Origin of the sequence: Endozoicomonas sp. G2_1 (assembly GCF_017744155.1) — a bacterium.
Taxonomy (GTDB): Bacteria; Pseudomonadota; Gammaproteobacteria; order Enterobacterales; family Alteromonadaceae; genus JAGHQT01.
Genome location: NZ_JAGHQT010000002.1, coordinates 407,180 through 427,203, shown reverse-complemented (window position 1 = coordinate 427,203; position 20,024 = coordinate 407,180). Strand labels below are relative to the sequence as shown.

Annotated in this window: 16 protein-coding genes; 9 read left to right on the top strand and 7 right to left on the bottom strand. The window is 43.3% G+C overall.

What is annotated here, in order from left to right; translation table 11 throughout:
• Positions 1-116: 116 nt before the first annotated feature.
• Complete coding sequence (locus J7384_RS04960) at positions 117-917, top strand: transporter substrate-binding domain-containing protein (protein ID WP_209111762.1); 801 nt, start codon at positions 117-119, stop codon at positions 915-917.
• Positions 918-929: 12 nt separating this feature from the next.
• Here J7384_RS04960 and J7384_RS04955 read toward each other — a convergent pair whose 3' ends face one another.
• The 4 genes from J7384_RS04955 to J7384_RS04940 all read right to left on the bottom strand — a co-directional run bounded on the left by J7384_RS04955 (position 930) and on the right by J7384_RS04940 (position 3,781).
• On the bottom strand, positions 930-1,724 hold the full coding sequence (locus tag J7384_RS04955; protein ID WP_209111761.1) for a DNA-binding domain-containing protein: 795 nt from the start codon (positions 1,722-1,724) through the stop codon (positions 930-932).
• Positions 1,725-2,567, bottom strand: a complete 843-nt coding sequence (locus J7384_RS04950) for a DUF692 domain-containing protein (protein WP_247741625.1) — start codon at positions 2,565-2,567, stop codon at positions 1,725-1,727.
• A gap of 125 nt (positions 2,568-2,692) precedes the next feature.
• Positions 2,693-3,166, bottom strand: a complete 474-nt coding sequence (locus J7384_RS04945; RefSeq protein WP_209111759.1) for a hypothetical protein — start codon at positions 3,164-3,166, stop codon at positions 2,693-2,695.
• A gap of 138 nt (positions 3,167-3,304) precedes the next feature.
• The gene (locus J7384_RS04940; protein WP_209111758.1) at positions 3,305-3,781 is read right to left on the bottom strand and encodes a TlpA disulfide reductase family protein; all 477 of its coding nucleotides are present in this window, start codon (positions 3,779-3,781) and stop codon (positions 3,305-3,307) included.
• Between the two features lie 210 nt (positions 3,782-3,991).
• Here J7384_RS04940 and fadB point away from each other — a divergent pair, with 210 nt between their 5' ends.
• The 3 genes from fadB to J7384_RS04925 all read left to right on the top strand — a co-directional run bounded on the left by fadB (position 3,992) and on the right by J7384_RS04925 (position 8,752).
• On the top strand, positions 3,992-6,160 hold the full coding sequence (gene fadB / locus J7384_RS04935) for a fatty acid oxidation complex subunit alpha FadB (protein ID WP_209111757.1): 2,169 nt from the start codon (positions 3,992-3,994) through the stop codon (positions 6,158-6,160).
• Between the two features lie 15 nt (positions 6,161-6,175).
• Positions 6,176-7,339 (top strand): acetyl-CoA C-acyltransferase FadA, encoded by a 1,164-nt coding sequence (fadA, locus tag J7384_RS04930; RefSeq protein WP_209111756.1) that lies wholly within the window; start codon positions 6,176-6,178, stop codon positions 7,337-7,339.
• 267 nt (positions 7,340-7,606) lie between these two features.
• Entirely contained in the window at positions 7,607-8,752 is a 1,146-nt protein-coding gene (locus J7384_RS04925; RefSeq protein WP_209111755.1) for an HDOD domain-containing protein, read from the top strand.
• A gap of 111 nt (positions 8,753-8,863) precedes the next feature.
• Here J7384_RS04925 and J7384_RS04920 read toward each other — a convergent pair whose 3' ends face one another.
• Positions 8,864-9,784, bottom strand: coding sequence for a manganese-dependent inorganic pyrophosphatase (locus J7384_RS04920; protein ID WP_209111754.1), 921 nt, complete (start codon positions 9,782-9,784; stop codon positions 8,864-8,866).
• Positions 9,785-9,945: 161 nt separating this feature from the next.
• The gene (locus tag J7384_RS04915; RefSeq protein ID WP_209111753.1) at positions 9,946-10,914 is read right to left on the bottom strand and encodes a class 1 fructose-bisphosphatase; all 969 of its coding nucleotides are present in this window, start codon (positions 10,912-10,914) and stop codon (positions 9,946-9,948) included.
• A gap of 167 nt (positions 10,915-11,081) precedes the next feature.
• On the opposite strand from J7384_RS04915, the gene J7384_RS04910 reads away from it, so the two are divergent.
• Complete coding sequence (locus J7384_RS04910) at positions 11,082-13,499, top strand: zinc-dependent metalloprotease (protein ID WP_209111752.1); 2,418 nt, start codon at positions 11,082-11,084, stop codon at positions 13,497-13,499.
• A 206-nt stretch (positions 13,500-13,705) separates the two neighbouring features.
• On the opposite strand, the gene J7384_RS04905 is transcribed toward J7384_RS04910, so the two are convergent.
• Positions 13,706-14,626: an EamA family transporter gene (locus tag J7384_RS04905; protein ID WP_209111751.1), complete on the bottom strand. Its 921-nt coding sequence runs from the start codon at positions 14,624-14,626 to the stop codon at positions 13,706-13,708.
• 126 nt (positions 14,627-14,752) lie between these two features.
• Between J7384_RS04905 and J7384_RS04900 the strand changes: the two genes are divergently transcribed.
• From J7384_RS04900 to J7384_RS04885, 4 genes are all read left to right on the top strand, one after another.
• On the top strand, positions 14,753-16,228 hold the full coding sequence (locus J7384_RS04900; RefSeq protein WP_209111750.1) for a PLP-dependent aminotransferase family protein: 1,476 nt from the start codon (positions 14,753-14,755) through the stop codon (positions 16,226-16,228).
• 198 nt (positions 16,229-16,426) lie between these two features.
• A complete protein-coding gene (locus J7384_RS04895; protein ID WP_209111749.1) occupies positions 16,427-18,004 on the top strand; it encodes a HAMP domain-containing sensor histidine kinase in 1,578 nt (525 codons plus the stop codon).
• Complete coding sequence (locus J7384_RS04890; protein WP_209111748.1) at positions 18,004-18,597, top strand: hypothetical protein; 594 nt, start codon at positions 18,004-18,006, stop codon at positions 18,595-18,597. Before J7384_RS04895 ends, J7384_RS04890 begins: the two co-directional genes overlap by 1 nt.
• A gap of 5 nt (positions 18,598-18,602) precedes the next feature.
• Entirely contained in the window at positions 18,603-20,018 is a 1,416-nt protein-coding gene (locus J7384_RS04885; protein ID WP_209111747.1) for a hypothetical protein, read from the top strand.
• The last annotated feature ends 6 nt before the right edge of the window (positions 20,019-20,024 follow it).

The window sequence follows — 20,024 nt, the reverse complement described above, 5'->3', positions numbered from 1 at the left end:
TTCAAATGCTAGCAAGCTTACCACGATAGCGGTATGATGGGCGACCTGCTTGTTTGCAACAAATAGTTATTTACGTGCGCTTAGTCATTATATTTTTAATTGTTATACAGTGTTGTTTGCTGGGAAGCGCTTATGCCAAGGTTTTAAATTCTGGCCTTAACAAGGACGATCAACTCACCAGTACAGAGTTGTCAACGAACAACCCTAATCAATGCCGGCAGCTACTCGTTGGTGGCGCTCAAACTTGGTTTCCCTATGCCTTTCTCGACCAACAAGGTAAACAAGTCGGTATCGGTTATGAAGTTACAGAGCTTGTATTTCGCGATTTGAATATTGATATAAAATATCGAGAGCCAATTCCTTGGCGTCGCTTAACTGAAGAGCTCTCAGTGGGTAAATTAGATTTGTTGGTGGCTAACTATTGGACGGAGCAACGAGCACAACGGTGGTTGATGACCAATGAATTTGCCAGTGAAGCGCTTAATATTTTTACCTTAAAAAACCAACAATTCGATTTTACTCAACTAAGTGATTTAGTGAACAAGCGTGGCGTTGTAACTAGAGGGCTAGCGCTAGGCGCTGAGTTAGAAGCATATCGCAGTAAGCTCGAACTGAGAGACGTCAGCGGCCATAAACAGGGCTTTACCATGTTAAATCGCAAGCGCGCAGATTATCTGATATTAGCTAAATACTCGGCACTGCCTTATTTGCGGCAAAAGCAAAATCACAATATCGTTGCTTTGTCACAACCTCTCTCTCAATATTCTGTTCGAATGTCGTTTTCCAAGCAGTCTCGTTGTCGGCATTTGTTTGATGACTTTAACCAAGTATTAACTCGCCGTGTCGCTGATGGCAGCGTAGAGCGAATTGTTAACAAGTATTTAACTGAAGCTAAAATAGTTAGCTCAAGCGATTAAACGATAAATACGCTAATCTACAGCCACTGAAAATTGATGAATAAGCCCTTGTTGTAACCATTTTTGTAAATGCTGAACTGCGACCACAGGTACTTGCTGTTCAGAGTGCCAGGTTAATAGTCCTTCGCAAATTTCTGCGAACTGGGCACCTGTTAAATATTGATCAATCATATAACGCTCATCATCGGCAAGTGAGCGAAATTCAGTCAGCCTTTGGTGATTACGCCATAACAACCAGTGTTGCTCATCGGCATGCTTTGTGGCTGGCTCAGGTGCTCGTTCAGCTTTTAATGCTTGCCAGCTACTGACCGTGTTATAGCTTTCGGTAAAGAGCTGCATGCTCGGGTGAAATCGAATTTGTAACTGTGGCCATTGCTCAGGTGGTATTGCACTCAAGTCTTCCAAGGTTGCTCGTTTGATATCTGCCGCGTCAAAAGCTGCTAACAATAAACGCTCAAAACTTGCTAGCTCGGTTAGAATTGGGTGTTCACTAAACGGCGCAGTGGTCGCTAAATACTGTGGTAAGTGCTGGCAAAAGTGACGCAGTGAATCAAAGGTGGATGGGTGAGCATCCAGATACCCTTGAAACATCTGATCAAACAAGTCATCACCCAAATACAAGCCTAGCATTTCGTGGTCAGTCTCAACCACTTCTTGTAGTCTGACGCGATAGGCATTGCCATAAATCGACACTCGCTCAGCGGCATTGATGTTGCCTTGATCATTAACAACGTGCTCGGCCAGAGGTCCTTTACCGTGTAATAAAAACTGTAAAAAGTCTTGCTGAATTTGCTCGAGTGAACTCATTTAAGCCTCAATCTGTGAACGAATATCAGGAATACATTGCTCGGCAATAGAACGAGCGACATTGAGTTCGGCTTCAAGGTCCGCAAAGCTAGGAATATTGGCGTCACGTTCAATCATAGTGCTAACTGGGCCAAACAGTTTTAGTGCTTCTCGGTACAGTTGCCAAACGGGATCTGGGACATCGTGATCATGAGTATCAACGACATAGTCACCAAAGTCTGAATGACCTGCTAAGTGAAACTGTTGAATGCGCTCAGGGTTTAACGATTGCAAATAGTCCATGGCATTAAAGTCATGGTTACGCGCACTGACGTAAATATTGTTAATGTCTAACAACATTTTACAATCGGCTTGCTCGCAAACTTCGCGATAGAACTGCCACTCATTCATTTCATCTGTCTTGTAGGTCAGGTAGCTAGAGACGTTTTCCAATAACATCGGTCGACCAATAAAGTCTTGAACTTGCTTAATTCGGTTGACGACGTGGTTGAGCGACTCTTCGGTATAAGGCATTGGCAACAAGTCGTGGCTGTTAATACCACCCACCGAGGTAAAGCATAAGTGATCGGAAAACCACTCTGGTTGCACATCGGCAATTAAGGTTTTAAGCTTTTTCAAATAATCCATATTGAGCGGATCAGTTGAACCAATAGACATTGAAACACCGTGCATCACAATTGGATAGTGTTCTTTTATTGCATCGAGGTAATAACGCGGTTTGCCACCGGCAACCATGTAGTTCTCAGAAATAATTTCAAACCAGTCGATATCTGGTTTTTGCTCGATAACATCAACGTAATGATTGGTTCTAAGACCAAGGCCAAAACCTAAGAATTTTTTCAAAGTGAACACTCGCAATATGCAATGAACGGTTAGCTAACGCTAGGATAAGAAATTTTGGAAGTTTTTACTATGGTGAAAGATAGAGGATGACACTAAAGCTTAGTGTCATCCTGTGCGGTAAATGCTTATTTACCTACTGTGCCGCCGATGTCTGCACAAGATTTTGAAGTAGTTGCTACGAAACCTGTACCTTTACAAGTTGCGTGGCCAGCACAAGCGTTGTCTGCTGTTTTACAGTCGTTGTGACCTTTACAAACGTTAACGCCGTAACAGTGAACTAAATCAGCTGTTGCGATTTGACCTGTCCACTCGTCTGATACGGTACCGCCTACGTCTTTACACGCTTTAGTTGGCATGCCAACAAAACCAGTACCTTTACATGAACCTTGACCACCACAAGCATTAGTAGCCGTTTGACAGTCGTTGTGACCTTTACAAACGTTTACGTCGTAACAGTGAACCATTTCTACTGTGTTGCTGCTTGCTGCTGGAGCACTTGCTGTTTCTGTGGTTGAAGCTGTTGCGCCACAGCCTGCTAAAGTTGCAGCTGCTAATGCCATTGCTGCGCCTGATAAATGCGTTTTAGTTGCTTTGTTCATATCTTCTCCGATGCTTTAAAACGTTGTTTGTCGTACTTCGCTACTGTGAAGCTGGCTATAAAGACCTGATTGAGCGAAAAAAATTGTCATTTTTTTTGATCTTTTTTTCATACAACCAATTTAATCATAGCGAGTTATTTATTTGTTGCTAGCAATAATTGCTTGTACTGCTTTTTCTAATTTTGGATTGTTAGGGTCTGATTGGTTAGTGACCCACAACACTTCACCGTCTTTAGCGATGAAAAAAGTTGTTGGCGTACCTTGAACATAATATTGCTCAGCGACTTTTTCACCTTCTACTAAGGTTAAAAAATCGTAGCCACGGGCTTTAAGTTCATCTTGTGGCTTTGCACCTTCGTCTTCGCGCAAACTAATGGCTAACAGTTCTAGGCCTTGGTCTTGGTATTTTTTATGAAGCTTGACTAAGCCCGGTTGCAGTTTTTTACAGTAGGGACACCAAGTTGCCCAAAAATGCAAAACAATAGGCTTGCCTTGATAATCGCTAAGAGAAACCGAGCGACCATCTTGGGTCTGCAAGGTAAAGTTAGGCGCTTTGGCGGCAAATACTTGGCTGCTTGCGAGAAATAGTAAGCAAGCGACAAAAAACTTTTTCATAATTAAAAATCTCTTTCTGTTCAGTTATTTTGATATTGGCTTAGCAGACCTTTGAAATTGAACTATGCTTTCAAAGCTTGTGTTACGAATGTTATACACTTGATTTAAACGAGTGTTTGAAAATGCTTGCTTTCGTTTTTCTTTCGAGGCACACTCAGTCAGCTTAAAATAATTTTAACTATAATCACCGCAAGGTGGAGGAGACGAGACATGTTATTCAAAGGCGACAGTCTATCTGCTCAATTATTGGATGACGGCATTGTTGAGTTTAGTTTTGATGCTCAAGGTTCAGTCAATAAGTTTGATCAGGCGACTTTACATGAATTCAAGCAAGTAATTACCGCAATTAAAGAGTGTCCAGATGCGAAAGGTGTATTGGTCAACTCTGCGAAGTCTAGTTTTATTGCTGGCGCAGACATTACTGAATTTCTAACCACCTTCGCTAAACCAGAAGCTGAATTGCTTGAATGGGTAAAAGCAGCAACAGACATTTTTGACGAATTTGAAGATATCGATTTACCAAAAGTTGCAGCAGTCAATGGCTTCGCGCTTGGCGGTGGCTGTGAAATGATTTTAACCTGTGACTACCGCGTTGGTGACACCACAGCGAGCATTGGTTTACCAGAAGTGAAACTAGGTTTGTTGCCTGGTTTTGGTGGTACCGTGCGTTTAGCGCGTTTAATCGGTGCAGATAACGCTGTTGAGTGGATTTCTACCGGTAAAAGTCACAAACCAGAACAAGCATTAGCCGCTGGTGTTTTAGATGGTGTTGTTGCACCTGAGCAATTAAAAGCTTCAGCAATTAATATGTTGAAATCGGCCATCGCTGGTAAATTGAACTGGCAGGCTAAGCGCCAAGTTAAACTTGAGCCACTTAAACTTACGCCAACTGAGCAAGTGATGACCTTTAACACTTGTAAAGGCATGATCGCCGCAAAAGCGGGTAAACATTACCCAGCGCCTATGACCATGGTAAAAACCATTGAAGCAGCGGCAAATTTAGACCGTGCTGGTGCGATGGCGCTTGAGAATAAAGCGTTTGCTCACCTAGCTAAAACCGATGCAGCAACCGCTCAAATTGGTTTATTCCTTGGCGACCAAGTGGTTAAAGGCAAAGCTAAAAAAGCAACTAAGTCAGCAACAAAAGCGATTAACAAGGCTGCGGTACTTGGCGCCGGTATCATGGGCGGTGGTATTGCTTACCAGTCAGCTTACAAAGGCACGCCGATTGTCATGAAAGACATCGCTGATAGTGCACTAGACTTAGGCTTAACAACAGCTTCTGGCTTGTTAACTAAACAAGTTGAGCGCGGCCGCATGAAACCGGCAAAAATGGCAGGTGTGTTAAATAACATTACACCAAGCCTAAGCTACGACAGTATTAAAGACGTTGATGTTATTGTTGAAGCCGTTGTAGAAAATCCAAAAGTTAAAGGCGCAGTACTCGCTGAAGTTGAAGACATCGTTAGCGAAGACACTATTATCACCTCTAACACCTCAACGATTTCAATCGATCTACTTGCCGAGAGCGTTAAGCGCAAAGACAAGTTCTGTGGTATGCACTTCTTTAACCCAGTGCACAAAATGCCATTAGTTGAAGTTATCCGTGGTAAAGAAACCTCAGACGAAACAGTTGCGGCGGTTGTTGCCTATGCCGCGAAAATGGGCAAATCACCAATCGTAGTGAACGATTGCCCGGGTTTCTATGTTAACCGTGTCTTGTTCCCATACCTAGCTGGCTTGAGCCATTTAATCAAAGAAGGCGCCGATTTCGTTGCCGTTGATAAAGTCATGGAGAAGCAATTCGGTTGGCCTATGGGTCCAGCTTACTTAATTGACGTTGTCGGTATCGATACTGCTGATCACTGTACTGACGTTATGTCTGCTGGCTTCCCAACGCGTATGGGCAAAATTGACAATGACCCAGTGAGCACATTGTACAAAGCTGAGCGTTATGGTCAGAAAAATGGCAAAGGTTTCTACGACTACGGCAAAGACAAGCGCGGTCGTCCAACTAAAGTTCCAGCAGAAGCTGCTTATGAGTTATTGGCGAGTTCAAGTGCAGACAAGCGCGATTTCGACGGTGAAGAAATCATTGCTCGTTTAATGATTCCAATGGTTAACGAAGTTATTCGCTGTTTAGAAGAAGGCGTTGTGGCTAGTGCTGCAGAGGCTGACATGGGCTTAATCTACGGTTTAGGCTTCCCGCCGTTCCGCGGTGGTGCCATTCGTTATCTTGAAACAATTGGTTTAGATAACTTTATTGCAACGGCTGATAAATACGCTCACTTAGGTGAAATTTATCAGGTTACTGATGGTTTGCGTAAGATGGCTGCCGAAGGCAAATCTTACTTCACTACTGATGTTAAGACTGCTTAAGCCGAGGAGAAGATCATGAAAGAAGTAGTTATTGTCGATTGCGTACGCACGCCAATGGGTCGCTCTAAGGCCGGTGTCTTTCGCAACGTTCGCGCTGAAACTTTATCAGCACACTTGATGCAAGAATTGTTAGTTCGCAACCCGAACTTAGACCCAGCAGAAATCGAAGATATTATCTGGGGTAACGTTAAGCAAACTAAAGAACAAGGCTTCAACATCGCGCGTAACGCTCAGTTGTTAACTGACATTCCTAAGTCAGTTGGTGCGATTACCGTTAACCGTTTGTGTGGTTCATCAATGAGTGCATTGCACGAAGCGGCAGCTTTTATTATGGCTGGCCAAGGTGATGTTTACATGGTTGGTGGTGTTGAGCACATGGGTCACGTGCCTATGATGTACGATGTAGACTTCGACCCTGCGTTGAGCAAGCATATTGCGCGCGCTGCGGGTAACATGGGTTTAACTGCAGAACTTTTAGGTATGCAGCACGGTGTTACTCGTGAACAACAAGACGCTTTTGGTGCGCGTTCTCATCAACTTGCTCACAAAGCAACGCTTGAAGGTCGTTGGGCTAACGAAATTGTCCCGACATTAGGTCATGATGCCGATGGTGCACTAAGCCTCATTGAACACGATGAAGTTATTCGTCCTGAAACAACTGTTGAGTCACTAGCTGGCCTTCGTCCAGTATTTGATCCAGTTAACGGTACTGTTACTGCGGGTACTTCTTCGGCCTTATCTGACGGTGCTTCAGCAATGTTAGTAATGTCTGCTGAGCGCGCTAAAGCGCTTGGTTTAACGGCTCGCGCTAAGATTCGCGGTTTTGCTTCAGCAGGTTGCGATCCATCAACCATGGGTTACGGTCCGGTACCAGCTACTAACAAAGCACTTAAACGCGCTGGTTTGTCATTAGAAGACATCCAGTTAGCTGAGTTTAACGAAGCGTTTGCTGCGCAAGCGGTATCTTGTGTTCGCGCCCTTGGCTTAGAAGACAAGATGGACGATATGATTAACCTAAACGGTGGTGCAATTGCCCTTGGTCATCCACTGGGCTGTTCAGGTACTCGTATTTCAACGACGCTGATCAACTTGATGGAAGCACAAGATGTTAACATTGGCCTTGCCACTATGTGTGTTGGTTTAGGTCAAGGTGTAGCAACTATCTTTGAACGCGTATAACTAATTAATATAATTAGTAAAAAAAGCCGAGCTGTTGCTCGGCTTTTTTGATTTTGCGCAAAGTAAGCCGTTCTATTTTCGCTAGGATATTTTTGCCAATAACAAAGGGGAAGTGATATGATCGCCGCCGCTTAAAGTTGTCCTTTGATGTTACTCGTTGAGTGAAGAGTAAAAATCACGTGCAGCCTGATAACCATCAAGACCAAGGTCTTGTTAAATCTGATTTCATTTTAATGTAGTAGGGAGTCGGCGACCGTCGCCAAGTCTATGTTTGGTAAATTAATTAAACGTGCGTTTAGCACTATTAAAAGCAGTGAAAAACCAAATTGGTATTACTTCGAAGAAGTAGAAAAAGGCACGGAAGAGCAAATACAAGCGGAAAAACAGTCGTTGGAGTCATTGAGCCAACAAACCGATGACCAATCTGTCACTGAGCTATTGGCTGACAATGGCATGATTGATTCGCCAAAACAGCAGTTTCAAAAGTGCTTTTACCGGGCGTTGTTTGGCCAAATTGATGAACACGAGCAAGCTGACGAGCTTTCGCGCTATATTGCTAAGCGCGTGCAAACCTTGCTCAATCACCCTAAGGCATTGTTACAGTCGTTACCTGTATTACCTGCGTCATTGAATAGGGTCATTGCTCACCTCAATGATGAAGATTTTGACACCAATATTCTGATTGAACTTGTAAAGAACGAACCAGCAATTGCCGCCAAGGTTATTCAGTTGGCCAATTCGTCACTTTACAACCGCAGTGGCCGTCCGGTGACTGATTTAAAAAATGCCTTTATGTTACTTGGCGCTAATGGCTTATCATTGGGTGTTTTGAGGGGCTACATTAGCCAGCTGATTCCGCAATCTGATTTGTATTTTAAGTACTACGGTCAAAAAATTTGGCAACACAGTTTGATGACGAGTCAAATTGCACAGCAAATAATGGCTAAGTCAGAGCATAAAAAAGATGCTGGGCAGGGCTATTTAGTTGGCTTACTATCGAACTTGGGTAACGTCATTATTTATCAATTAATGTCAGAAGCATTTACTCATGTTCACCCTGATTGTAAACCAGGCTCTAAATTGTTTATTAATTTACTGGCAAAAAATGCCAGTCGTCTGAGCTATTTAATTGCCAAATATTGGAACTTCCCTGCCGAGATTACTGATGTGCTAGCGATGCAAGTTAAATTAGAGCAACAGCAACGACTAGACGATGTTTTCAAGCGTTTGCCATTGGCGGGCTTTCTTTACGAAGCGACTATTTTGAGTCAACTGTCGACCAGTATCGAATACCGCAAAGTTAATTTAGTAGAAGAACATAAGAAGTTAGACAAATTAATTTTGTCAGTGCCGGCCAAGGCCTATTTGAATACTATGCTTGACCAAGAAAAAGCAAAACAAAAATTGGTTTAGTATTTTTTACTTACAAAAAAGCCGGTAAAGCATTGCTTTACCGGCTTTATTTTTATCTATCACTTGTTGCAATATTTAATACGAGCAACAAGTAAAAGTGGCTAACTAAGCTTAAGCGAATGACTCTTGTAGCGGCGGTACCACTTGTTTCTTACGGCTCAATACGCCGTCTAACCACACTTTGCCATCAACACTTGCTTTGCCGTACGCTTTTTCAGTTAGGTTGTCGTCATCACTAACTACTAACACTTCTGAGCCTTCTTTCATGATGTCGGTAAGCAGTAACAAGACACTGTGGCGGTTGCCTTCGGCTTTTAGTGCTGCAATATCAGCTTCAAGGTCGGCTTTCATTTCATCGAAAATGCTCAAGTCGATCACTTCTAACTGACCGATGCCGACTAAGTTACCGTTCATGTCGAAGTCTTTAAAATCGCGCAATACTAAGTCGCGTACTGGCGTGCCTTCAACGGCTGATTTTACTTTGAACATTTCCATGCCAAGTGCTTTTGGATCTTCGATACCAGCGATTTCAGCTAATGCTTCAACACATTTGATATCAGCAGTTGTACAAGTCGGTGACTTAAAGATAACAGTGTCACTTAAAATCGCACACATCATGGCACCAGCGATGTCTTTTGGAATTTCAACGTCGTGGAAATCGTACATCATCTTGATAATGGTATTAGTACAACCTACTGGGCGAATCCAACACTCTAACGGTGCAGAAGTGGTGATGTCGCCAAGTTTGTGATGGTCAATAATGCCAAGAATAGTCGCGTCGTCGATATCATCTGGACCTTGGACGCGGTCAGAGTGGTCAACAATGTATAAGCTTTCACCAGCATAGCTAGTTTTTAGCTCAGGTTGTTCAAAGCCGAAGCGCTCTAAAATAAACAGAGTTTCAGGTGATAATTCACCTAAACGCGCAGGAACGGTTTCTTCACCTAAAGTGCTTTTCAAATAAGACAAGGCAATTGCTGAACAGATAGAATCTGAGTCAGGAATTTTGTGTCCAACAACATAATTTGGCATAACATTTCTCTCGTGCCCAAGGGCAACATTGATAGATTGATTAAAAAGAATTTGGCGCTATTTTAACAAAACTTTGCGGCGAATAAAAAGCCGCATGCTTATGATACATAAACATGCGGCATATATACTTTATTCGTTCGAATTGTTGGAGAATATTGGCTTTAGCTGTAGTAGCTCAAGCATTTTTCAACTTCGTTTTTCGAGCCTAGAATCACTTCAACGCGCTGGTGAACGTCAGTAGGTTCAATTTCCATAATACGACCTGTGCTAGTCACACTTAAGCCGCCTGCTTGCTCAACTAAAAAGCTCATTGGGTTTGCTTCGTACATCAAACGCAATTTACCTGCTTTGCTCGGATCTTTGGTGTCTTTCGGGTAAGTGAAAATACCACCGCGATTCAGTACTCTATGGACGTCGCCAACCATGGCGGCAATCCAGCGCATGTTAAAGTTTTTCTCGCGTGGACCTTCTTTACCTGCTAATAAATCGTTGATGTAGTTTTGCATTGGCGCTTGCCAGAAGCGCTGATTCGACATGTTGATGGCAAACTCTTGCGTCTCTTCAGGAATTTGTAGATTGCGCTCAACCAATAAGTAACCACCGTGAGTGCGATCAAGCACGTACATGTGAGTGCCATTACCAGTAGTCATCACCAACATGGTTGATGGCCCGTATAACACGTAACCGGCACAAACTTGCTTAGTGCCCGCTTGCTTGAACTGTGCCGGATCCCCAGCTTCAACACCCGGCAGTGCTTCATGAATTGAAAAAATAGTGCCGATGAGTGAATTGATATCGATATTTGAGCTGCCATCTAGTGGGTCAAACGATACTAGGAATTTGCCATCTTCGTCACCGGCAACTGAGTTGTCTTCTTCTTCCGATGAAATCGCTTTAACAAAGCCAGACTCGAGCAATACGTCTTTTAATAACTGATTGGCAACAACATCTAATTTTTTTTGTACCTCACCCTGAATGTTTTCATCTAAGGTTGAGCCCATTAAACCACTTAGGTGCGCTTGACTGACGCGAAATGAAATTTCTTTCGTTGCTGCTAAAATGGTTTTGATCAGAGAAATTAAATCAAGAGAAACGTTATCTTGACGTAAGGATGGCGCTAGTCGTTGCATCTTAGTACCTAATTGCCGTAGAGTTTGAGGAAGTTCGCGGTTTTTATTCGTTTTTTACCAATAATCAGTGAATTTATCTTATTGATATGAATGAAAACTTAGCAAATGACTTTCTAATTATTATAACGAATCTACTGCTTATTGCAGTAACTAATAAAGGGTAATGCATGAAATTTATTCGTTTTTGGCTGTTGCTGTTAGGCCTGAGCCAATTTAGCGTATTGGCTAATTCTGACTATGCCAAGGAGCTCGATAACACCACGAAACACAGTGGCTTTTTCACCTTCTATCACGACGATACCGACGGCAGAGTGTTATTAGAAATTGAGCAATTTGAGCAAGATTTCTTATTTCAAAGTGGCTTGCCCCACGGTGTAGGTTCAAATGATATTGGTTTAGATCGCGGTCAATTGGGCGATACTCGCTTAGTGCGTTTTGAACGAGTTGGTAAAAAAGTATTCTTGCGTCAACTCAACAGTTATTACCGCGCCAATTCAGATAATGCGCTTGAACAAGAGGCTGTTGAACAAGCATTCGCCAGCTCGATTATTTGGGGCTTTGAACTTATTGCCAGTGACCAAGGTAAGTGGCTGATTGATTACACGCCATTTTTATTGTCGGATATTCACAACTTAGCGGATCGACTAAAACAGCGTAAACAGGGCAGCTTTGCCTTGGATAAAAGTCGCAGTGGTGTTTACGCCAAGCGCAGTAAATCGTTTCCAGATAACACTGAGTTAGAAGCTATTGTCACTTTTAAGGGCAAAGGCACAGGCGATTATTTAAAATCTGTTGCGCCTGAAGCCAATGCGATCACGGTAAATTTACATCACTCACTTATTCGTTTACCTGACGACAACTACCAAACACGAGCGTTTCATCCGTTTAGTGGTTTTTGGTCAGTTGAATATGCCGACTACGCGACACCAATAGAGCGCGATATTGTTAAACGCGTTATTCCTCGCCATCGCCTTACCAAAAAAGATCCCAAGTCAGCGGTTAGTGAAGCGGTTGAACCGATTGTTTATTATCTCGATGCCGGTGTACCAGAGCCAGTGCGCAGTGCCTTGATTGACGGTGCTTTGTGGTGGGATCAAGCGTTTGAGGCCATCGGTTATAAAAACGCTTTTCAAGTGAAAATGCTGCCAGCAGATGCTGATCCCATGGATGTTCGTTACAACGTTATTCAATGGGTGCATCGCGCTACGCGAGGCTGGTCTTATGGTGCTTCGGTGATCGACCCGCGCACAGGAGAAATTATCAAAGGGCACGTTACCTTAGGCTCTTTGCGCGTGCGTCAAGACTATTTAATTGCTCTAGGTTTAACTTCGCCGTTTACCGATAATAATCATGAAAACGCAGATACCAGTGCGATGAAAGAGATGGCATTGGCGCGTATTCGTCAGCTTTCTGCCCATGAAGTCGGTCATACCTTAGGCATTGCTCATAACTTTGCAGCCAGTGTTAACGACCGCGCATCTGTGATGGATTACCCGCACCCATATGTATCGATCAAAGACGAAAAAATAGATTTATCTCAGGCATACGATGACAAAATTGGCGTTTGGGATAAATATGTTATTGCTTACGGCTACGGCGACAATAATCAAGCGTCACACTTAGCAAAATTAGTTGCTGACGCTCAAGCCCAAGGTTTGCAGTATATTTCTGACCCAGATGCCAGACCTCGATCAGGTGCCCATCCTGCGGGGCATTTATGGGACAATGGCCAAGATCCAGTTGCTGAGTTGAAACGCGTGATGAAGGTGCGTCAACTAGCGCTGAATAATTTTGGCTTAAACAGTATTGCCGTCGGTACACCATTGTCTGAGCTTGAGCAAACTTTAGTGCCAATTTACAACTTTCACCGTTACCAAGTGGAAGCTGTGGTAAAATTGGTTGCCGGCGTTGATTATTATTATGAGCTTAAATCGGCTGAGTCAGCGCAAGGTGCAGTTACTGTCAGTGGCGATAAACAAAAACAGGCGTTAAGTGCGATTTTGGCAACGTTATCACCAGAGGTGTTAACCCTGTCTGAAGATATTGTTCGCTTAATTCCACCAAAAGCTTACGGTTATCGCCGCAATCGCGAGAGTTTCCCAAGTAATACCGGCCTGACATTTGATCCAGTGAGTGCGGCAAGTGCAAGTGCTAGCCACAGCCTGAACTTATTGTTGAACAAGCAACGCTTAGCGCGCTTAGCACAGCAAGCGGCACTTGATGAGAATATTCCAAGTGTTGCATCGCTATTGATGCAGTTGATGAAAAATACTATTGCGGTCAAGCCACACAAAGGTTTGTCGAGTGTCATTCAACAACGAGTCAACCAGCAAGTAATTGAGCAACTGGTTGCGTTATGGCAGCAAGAAGACGTGGTACCGGAAGTTAAAGCGGATGTTTATGCCCATTTAGTAGAGCTAAAAACTTGGCTGAGTAAAAATGCTAGCAGCCGCAAATATCGTAGCTTTGAGCATCACTTTGTCTGGCTAGCTAAGTCGATTGAATTGAGCCTAACTAAAGGAAAATTAGTGTTGCCAACTAAATCGGTAAAACTACCACCGGGCTCTCCGATTGGACAACACTAGTCATTAACAGGTCTGCATATTCAGACCTGGACTAGTTGAAGATAAGAAAAAAGCGGCATAGGGGGAAGGAAGGTCCTATGCCGCTAAGTACTATTTAAGCAATAACATGTCTATTTTGTGTTGCTTAGGTCAGTACAAAAACGGTTAACTGTGCTGAGTATCTTTAATCACAGCGTCTAACTTAGTGTATTAGTATGACCGCCGTGTTAAGCAATTTGTTTCCACACTAATACTTTTGACTTTAATTGAGCCAGTTGTGCTGGTTTTAACAGCATGGCAACGTTGCCCGCCATAATGCTAACAAAACCAATTACCGTGTAGTGATTCCAAACAAAACCTTCGAAAATCGTTGATAAAACGACGGCAACGGCTGGGAACAATATATTGGCATACGAAGTTTTATCGGCGCCAATGCGAGTCATCAAGGTCAAGTAGCAAGTAAATGCGACCACAGAGCCCAGTATTGATAAAAATAGTAACGAGCCAACATAGGCCGGCGTCCAAGCAAAGCTAAAACTCTTACCCTGTACTAACAGTAATACTGACATCACCAAAGCGCCGTACATCATGCCCCAAGCGTTTGCTGACATCACAGGCAAGGCCCGTTTTTGCGTTGATATCGACAACATATTGCCGGTTGACGCGAACGCGGTGCCAATTAAGCACAACACTAAGCCATATAAAACATCGTCGGTTAAGCTTAAGTGTTCTATTTGTGGCCAGAATAAAATCACAATACCGATAAGCCCTAAAGCGCCGCCAAGGTAGGTTTGCTTGCGAATTTTGGTTTTAAACCAAATGCGACCGTTGACCATGTTCATCAGCATTAAGGTGGAAAAAGCAATACACGACAGCGCTGAGTTAATTTTTGTTTGTGCTTGATATAGCATAAAGTAGTTAAAACAAAATAAGCACATGCCAAATGCCGCCATGCGCAAGTGATCGCGCAGACCAAAGCTGAGCCGTTGTTTGCGTATCAAGCAAATGACAAATAGCACCAAAGCCGCTAAACCAAAGCGATAAGCGATTGATGCCTCAGGCGCAACATCTCCCAACTGATAGTTAATTGCCAGCCAAGTTGAGCCCCAGATGAGTACAGTAGTGAGATAAAGCAAAGTGTTATTCATCTGTGGCCTTAGCGTGATTAGTCAGTGTTAATGACATTGTAGGTAATAACTGTTTTAATAACATATACAAAAAAATGAAAATGACACCTATACAGTTTGGGGTGGCAAAATTTCTATGGGGTGCTTATGCAATTGCTCGACAAGCAGTCATCAACCTTTTTATATCAGCAAGTCATCGACTTTATCGAACGTCAGCAAAGTAATGGCTTACTGACGCCGGGCGATAAATTACCGAGCTTGCGCAAGCTTGCTGGTCAACTCAGTATTAGCGTGCCAACGGTGAAACAAGCTTATATTGAATTGGAGCGCCGCGGTTTAATCTGTGCAAGGCCTCAGTCGGGTTACTATTTGAAAGCACAGCAAGCTAAAAACTTACAACCCAAACCCAATAAATGGCTACCCGCAGGCCCGGTTGACCTAAATTGTCGCAGCTTGATTGAGCAAGTTTACGAAGCTGTTCATTTACCCGATACCGTACCTTTGGGTATTTCAAATCCAATTCAAGCGCATCCGCCTGATAAGGCGCTAGCTCGTTTAATGCGCGCGGTAATAAGTAAAGTGGCCGACAAAGCGGTTAGTTATGGTTCGGTCAATGGCGATCCAAAGCTGCGCAGTCAGCTTGCTTTTCGTTATCAAGAGCTGGCGGTTGATGTTACGCCCAACGATATTTTAATCACCAATGGTGCTCAAGAGGCGCTGTCGATCGCGCTGCAATGTGTTGCTAAACCCGGTGATGTTATCGCTATTGAGTCGCCGTGCTTTTTTGGCTTAATTGAGTTGATTGAATCTTTGGGTATGCGGGCGTTGGAAATATACACCTGCCCGGAAGATGGCGTTTGCTTAACGGCATTGACTAAAGCCTTGGCTCAACACCCGATTAAAGCCTGTGTCTTTTCAACAGCGATCAACAACCCTCTGGGTTCTATGATGCCGGAAGCGAGTCGGCAGCAATTAGTGCAACTATTGGAGCAGCATCAGGTACCACTGATTGAAGATGACGTTTACAGCGAACTCTATTTCACTGAAGCACGGCCCAAACCAGCACAATTTTACAGTCGAGCTGGTTTAGTACTAACGTGTTCATCGTTTTCGAAAACAGCGGCGCCAGGTTATCGCGTCGGCTGGTTGGTAGCGGGGCGATTTGAAGAAGATGCCAAGCGCATTAAGCGTGCTCAGTCGTGTTCTACGGCGATGTTACAGCAATGGACCTTGATGGAATATTTGCTCTCAGGAGACTACGATCGCCACCTTGCCTTGCTGAGAAAAAAATTGACGCTTAGTTCAGAGCGCATGCGTGCTTTGGTCGCCGAACACTTTCCTGAACAAGTGCGGATATCACAACCGCAGGGAGGCAGTGTGTTATGGCTTAGGTGTCCTGCGCAAATTAATACTACTGCACTGTTTAAACTGGCGGTGAGTGCTGGTGTTAGTTTTGCTCCTGGTGAAATTTTTTCAGTATCGGGTAAATATACCAATTACTTGAGGATCAGTTATGGCGTTAAATGGTCGGATAAAATAGAGCAGGCAATTATCAGCTTAGGCAAAATATTTCACTGTGCTTTTGCCGAACTTGAGCAAAGTACGCTCTTAGCGGAAATTTAACAGCTCTATGCTGTGTTTACATTGATGCCTAAATACTCGCTCGAGAATAAGCAGGGATGCTAAGACTACTAAATCAACAAAAAGTTTTTTGCCAATGTATGACAAAAGTTAGTTATTTGTATGGCGTGTTTAGCTTGATATTTCTTCCTGTCTGCTTTCAAGGCATACTACAGAAAATTTACTGAAAGTTGTTTTCGTTTGCGTCATCTGTTTTTGTCTATTTATGGTGGTATTGTTGCTAGTGTCTTGCTGGTAACCATGGGCATGTATTTTGCCATCCAACATATTAATCAAGCGCGGTATTTAAGCTACCTTGATGACGTCTCTAAGCTCACCGTGACGCTGGTCAATAACGGGGTTAACCGACAAAAACCAGAAAATCGGGAACGTTGGTTAAACTTAGTAGCCTCTCTAATGGACGTCGAATTACAGTTGTTAGATGCTGACACTGGTTACCGCAAAACTGGTGTCGACAAACAGTTCGAACAGTATTGGATTTCTGGCCCTCGTGAGTCAGGGCAGTCATATCAAGTACTGATGATCAGTTCAGGGCTAACGGAAAAATGGTTGTCGGCAACGACCTTTTTAGCACTTAATGAAATAGGTCATTACCCCATTGAGCAGCGTCAACAGGTGTTCGATAGCATTAAACAATCGGCTACTTTTCAAGTGGAAAGAATTCACAGCAGCGGGATTGAATTAACCAGTAAACAACAGCGCCAACTCGAGCGCGGCGATACTGTATTAGTGCGCAGTGCTAATCTCGGTCAGCCAGAGTGGATTAGTGCTTATGCTCCTTGGGGCAATACTGGCGATGCCTTAACCATAGGGCCAATTCCATTTTTCCAACCTTATCCACTGCACTTATTGCTGCCCGCGCTCGCTATTACGCTTGTTTTGATCGCCCTGACTGTTTGGTTGATTTTAAATCAACTGCGCAAGCGCCTTGTTGGTATCGAAAAAACCGTTGATGCCATTGGCCCTAAATTTTACGACGGCGAGCAAGTGACTGGTTCCGGCGATGCCATTGCTGCACTCAACAGTAAAATCATCAGTATGCGCAAACGCATTGAGCGCTTACTCGATGAACAGGCTTATATGGTGAGGGCAGTATCACACGATTTAAGAACGCCAATATCGAAGCTACACTTTCGCCTTGAAACTATTGCTATGTTGTTACAAGAGCAACCCAACTTGGTTGAACAGTGTCGCCAAGATCTCAATAGTTTGAATGCATTGATTGACGAGTTACTAACCTATGAACGTTTGTCGAGTAAACCAGATTTAAAACTTGAAAAAGTTGACTTAAAAGCGCTGTTGATCAGCGAAGTTGACGAACTCAACCAGCAATCAACATCGATTACTAGCTCTTTTGATACGATATGTTCTGAACCGTTTTATGTTCAAGGTAATACATTACTACTTAAGCGCCTGATTGCTAACCTTCTGACCAATGCCAACAAATATGCCAATACTAAGGTAGTGGTTAAGGGGCAAAAGCAAGAACACGCTTGGTTGATTTCAATTCAAGACGATGGTCCTGGTTTTGCGCCGGAGGTGATCGAACATGTTTTTAAACCATTCTTTAAAGCCGACAACGCTCGCACAACGTCAACTGGGCAGGCGAGTTATGGTTTGGGTTTAGCGATTGCCCGCCAAATTGCAATTCAACATCAAGGCGATATTCAAGCGAGTAATAGCGCCAAAGGCGGTGCTTGTTTGACCATTACTCTACCTATAAGCCCTGCTGAGAATACGTCGGTGGTATCTGACTAATGAAATGCCACCTGTTAGCCAAGTCCTGCATTCATTTAGTGCTCACTATTGCGCTAATTAGCTTGTGCGTCACCAGTGCTGATACGTTTGCTCAAAATCAACAAAAACCAGAGATAGCGGCTGCAGCAAGTAAGCTCGAACAAGACCACGTCGATGATTTGCTCGGCTGGGGTGATTGGCAGCAAGGTGTTCTGGCAATTGACTTGAGCACTTTGCCATTAACGCCAAAACAGCGTTCTATTTTGGCGGATAAAATTGCTCAATTGAAAGCTGACTTTGGCGTTGGCGTTAGTGGCGAAATTGAGCAAGCGATTAGTGAACTTGATGCCAGTAATTTGGTCAATGACAGTACCGGTAAAAAACGAAGTAATCGCAGTGAAGATTCACCAATGAACAGTAAATTTCACGATGATTTACTATTAGAAGAGGAAATTCTAGCTTTGGAATTTGCCAACGCTAAACCTTTTGATGATCCCGAGGGGCTCGGCACTGAAAATAAAACAAACAAGTTGTTATTTGACACTATTTTTGCCAGACTTTTGCAGCTAGAACAGCAGCAACTACAAGCGCTTGACGAAAAAATTGAGAGGTAAATAGCTTGTTTAATCTTTTTAATTGTAAACATGTCTCTATTTATTTTGTTACTGCCTTGTTGGTTTTATCGTCGTTTAATGGTCAGGCGCAAGAGTCAATTAAAACTCGTTTTGAGCAAGCCCTTGCCGCCATTGAACAAGCTCGTTATCAAGAAGCCGAAGCAAAACTCATTGCATTACTTAAGCAATATCCACAGCTGCACCGCGCTCGAGCTGAGCTCGCTAGGCTGCAAGTAAAAACTGAACAATGGCTAAAAGCACAGGTCAATATCGAGCACTTGTTGGTGCTTGATAATTTGCCGGCATCGGTACGTCGAGATCTACAGTTGTTAAACGCCACGGTTGAACAAGCACTAAGTGAACCACAGAAGCAACAAAAACATCAATTTGAAGGTTCAATACTCGCCAGTTATGGCTACGATACTGATTTTTCTCTCGGCAATGTTAGCGAGTTTTTGGTGGATGATATTGGTGCAGATATCGAGACTATATTTAGCGGTAGCCTCTTGTACAGTGATTTTTGTGATAACCAAGATCTCACTCAACCTTGCGAAGTGCTCAACGATTTTTTAACTAATAGCGGCCAACAAGCGGTTGAAATACAACAAACGGGCATTGTTAATCAAAATCAAGAATTTGTTCCATATATCGAATTACTTGCCGTTGTTGATCAGCGCTTTAACGTTGACGACAGTGGTGATTTTGTTCGCAATCAAGCGAATTTTCGCCATATTTATACCTCTGGTGATAATACTTACCAATGGCGTAACCAAGTAAACTACAGTTTAGATACGCCGCTCGATTCAGAGCTTTCTGAAAAACAACTAGTAAGAGGGGATTCAGAACTCAGTTGGCGAATCAGTGAGCATTGGCTAGCCTCCACGCAAGTTTTTTACAATGATTTTGACCGAGACCAAGATGATAGCTTCAAATACTATGGTATTCAGCCAGAGCTAAGCTATTTGTCAAACTATGGCAAGTGGTCAGTGCGTACAGACTGGTATAAAAAAGAAGTATCAAGCTTTGAGGATTTGCAACAAGACTCTATTTACAAAAGTATCGCCGGCTCGTGGTCAAAACAACTAGAGGATTTAGGCCTGCTAGTGAGTGTAAGCTCTCGATATACTGATAGTGATGCCGAAGAGGACTTTTTTGATTTCAATTCTCTCGGCTTTTCCCTGAAGAGCCTGTATAACATTAGCCAAACTTGGCAGTTGAGTGCGGCACTGAGCCATACCGAATTTGATTTTAGTCAACGCCCTTCAGTTACGGTAAAACAAGTTTCTATGAAAATTAATTATGCACTTGCTGTGCGATGGCACGCTTTTTTGGCTTGGGAATACAATCGCATAACCACACCTGAGATGGTCAGTGGTGCTAATCGAAGTACTGTTCAGCTGGGCATTAAATGGCAATTTTAATGATGA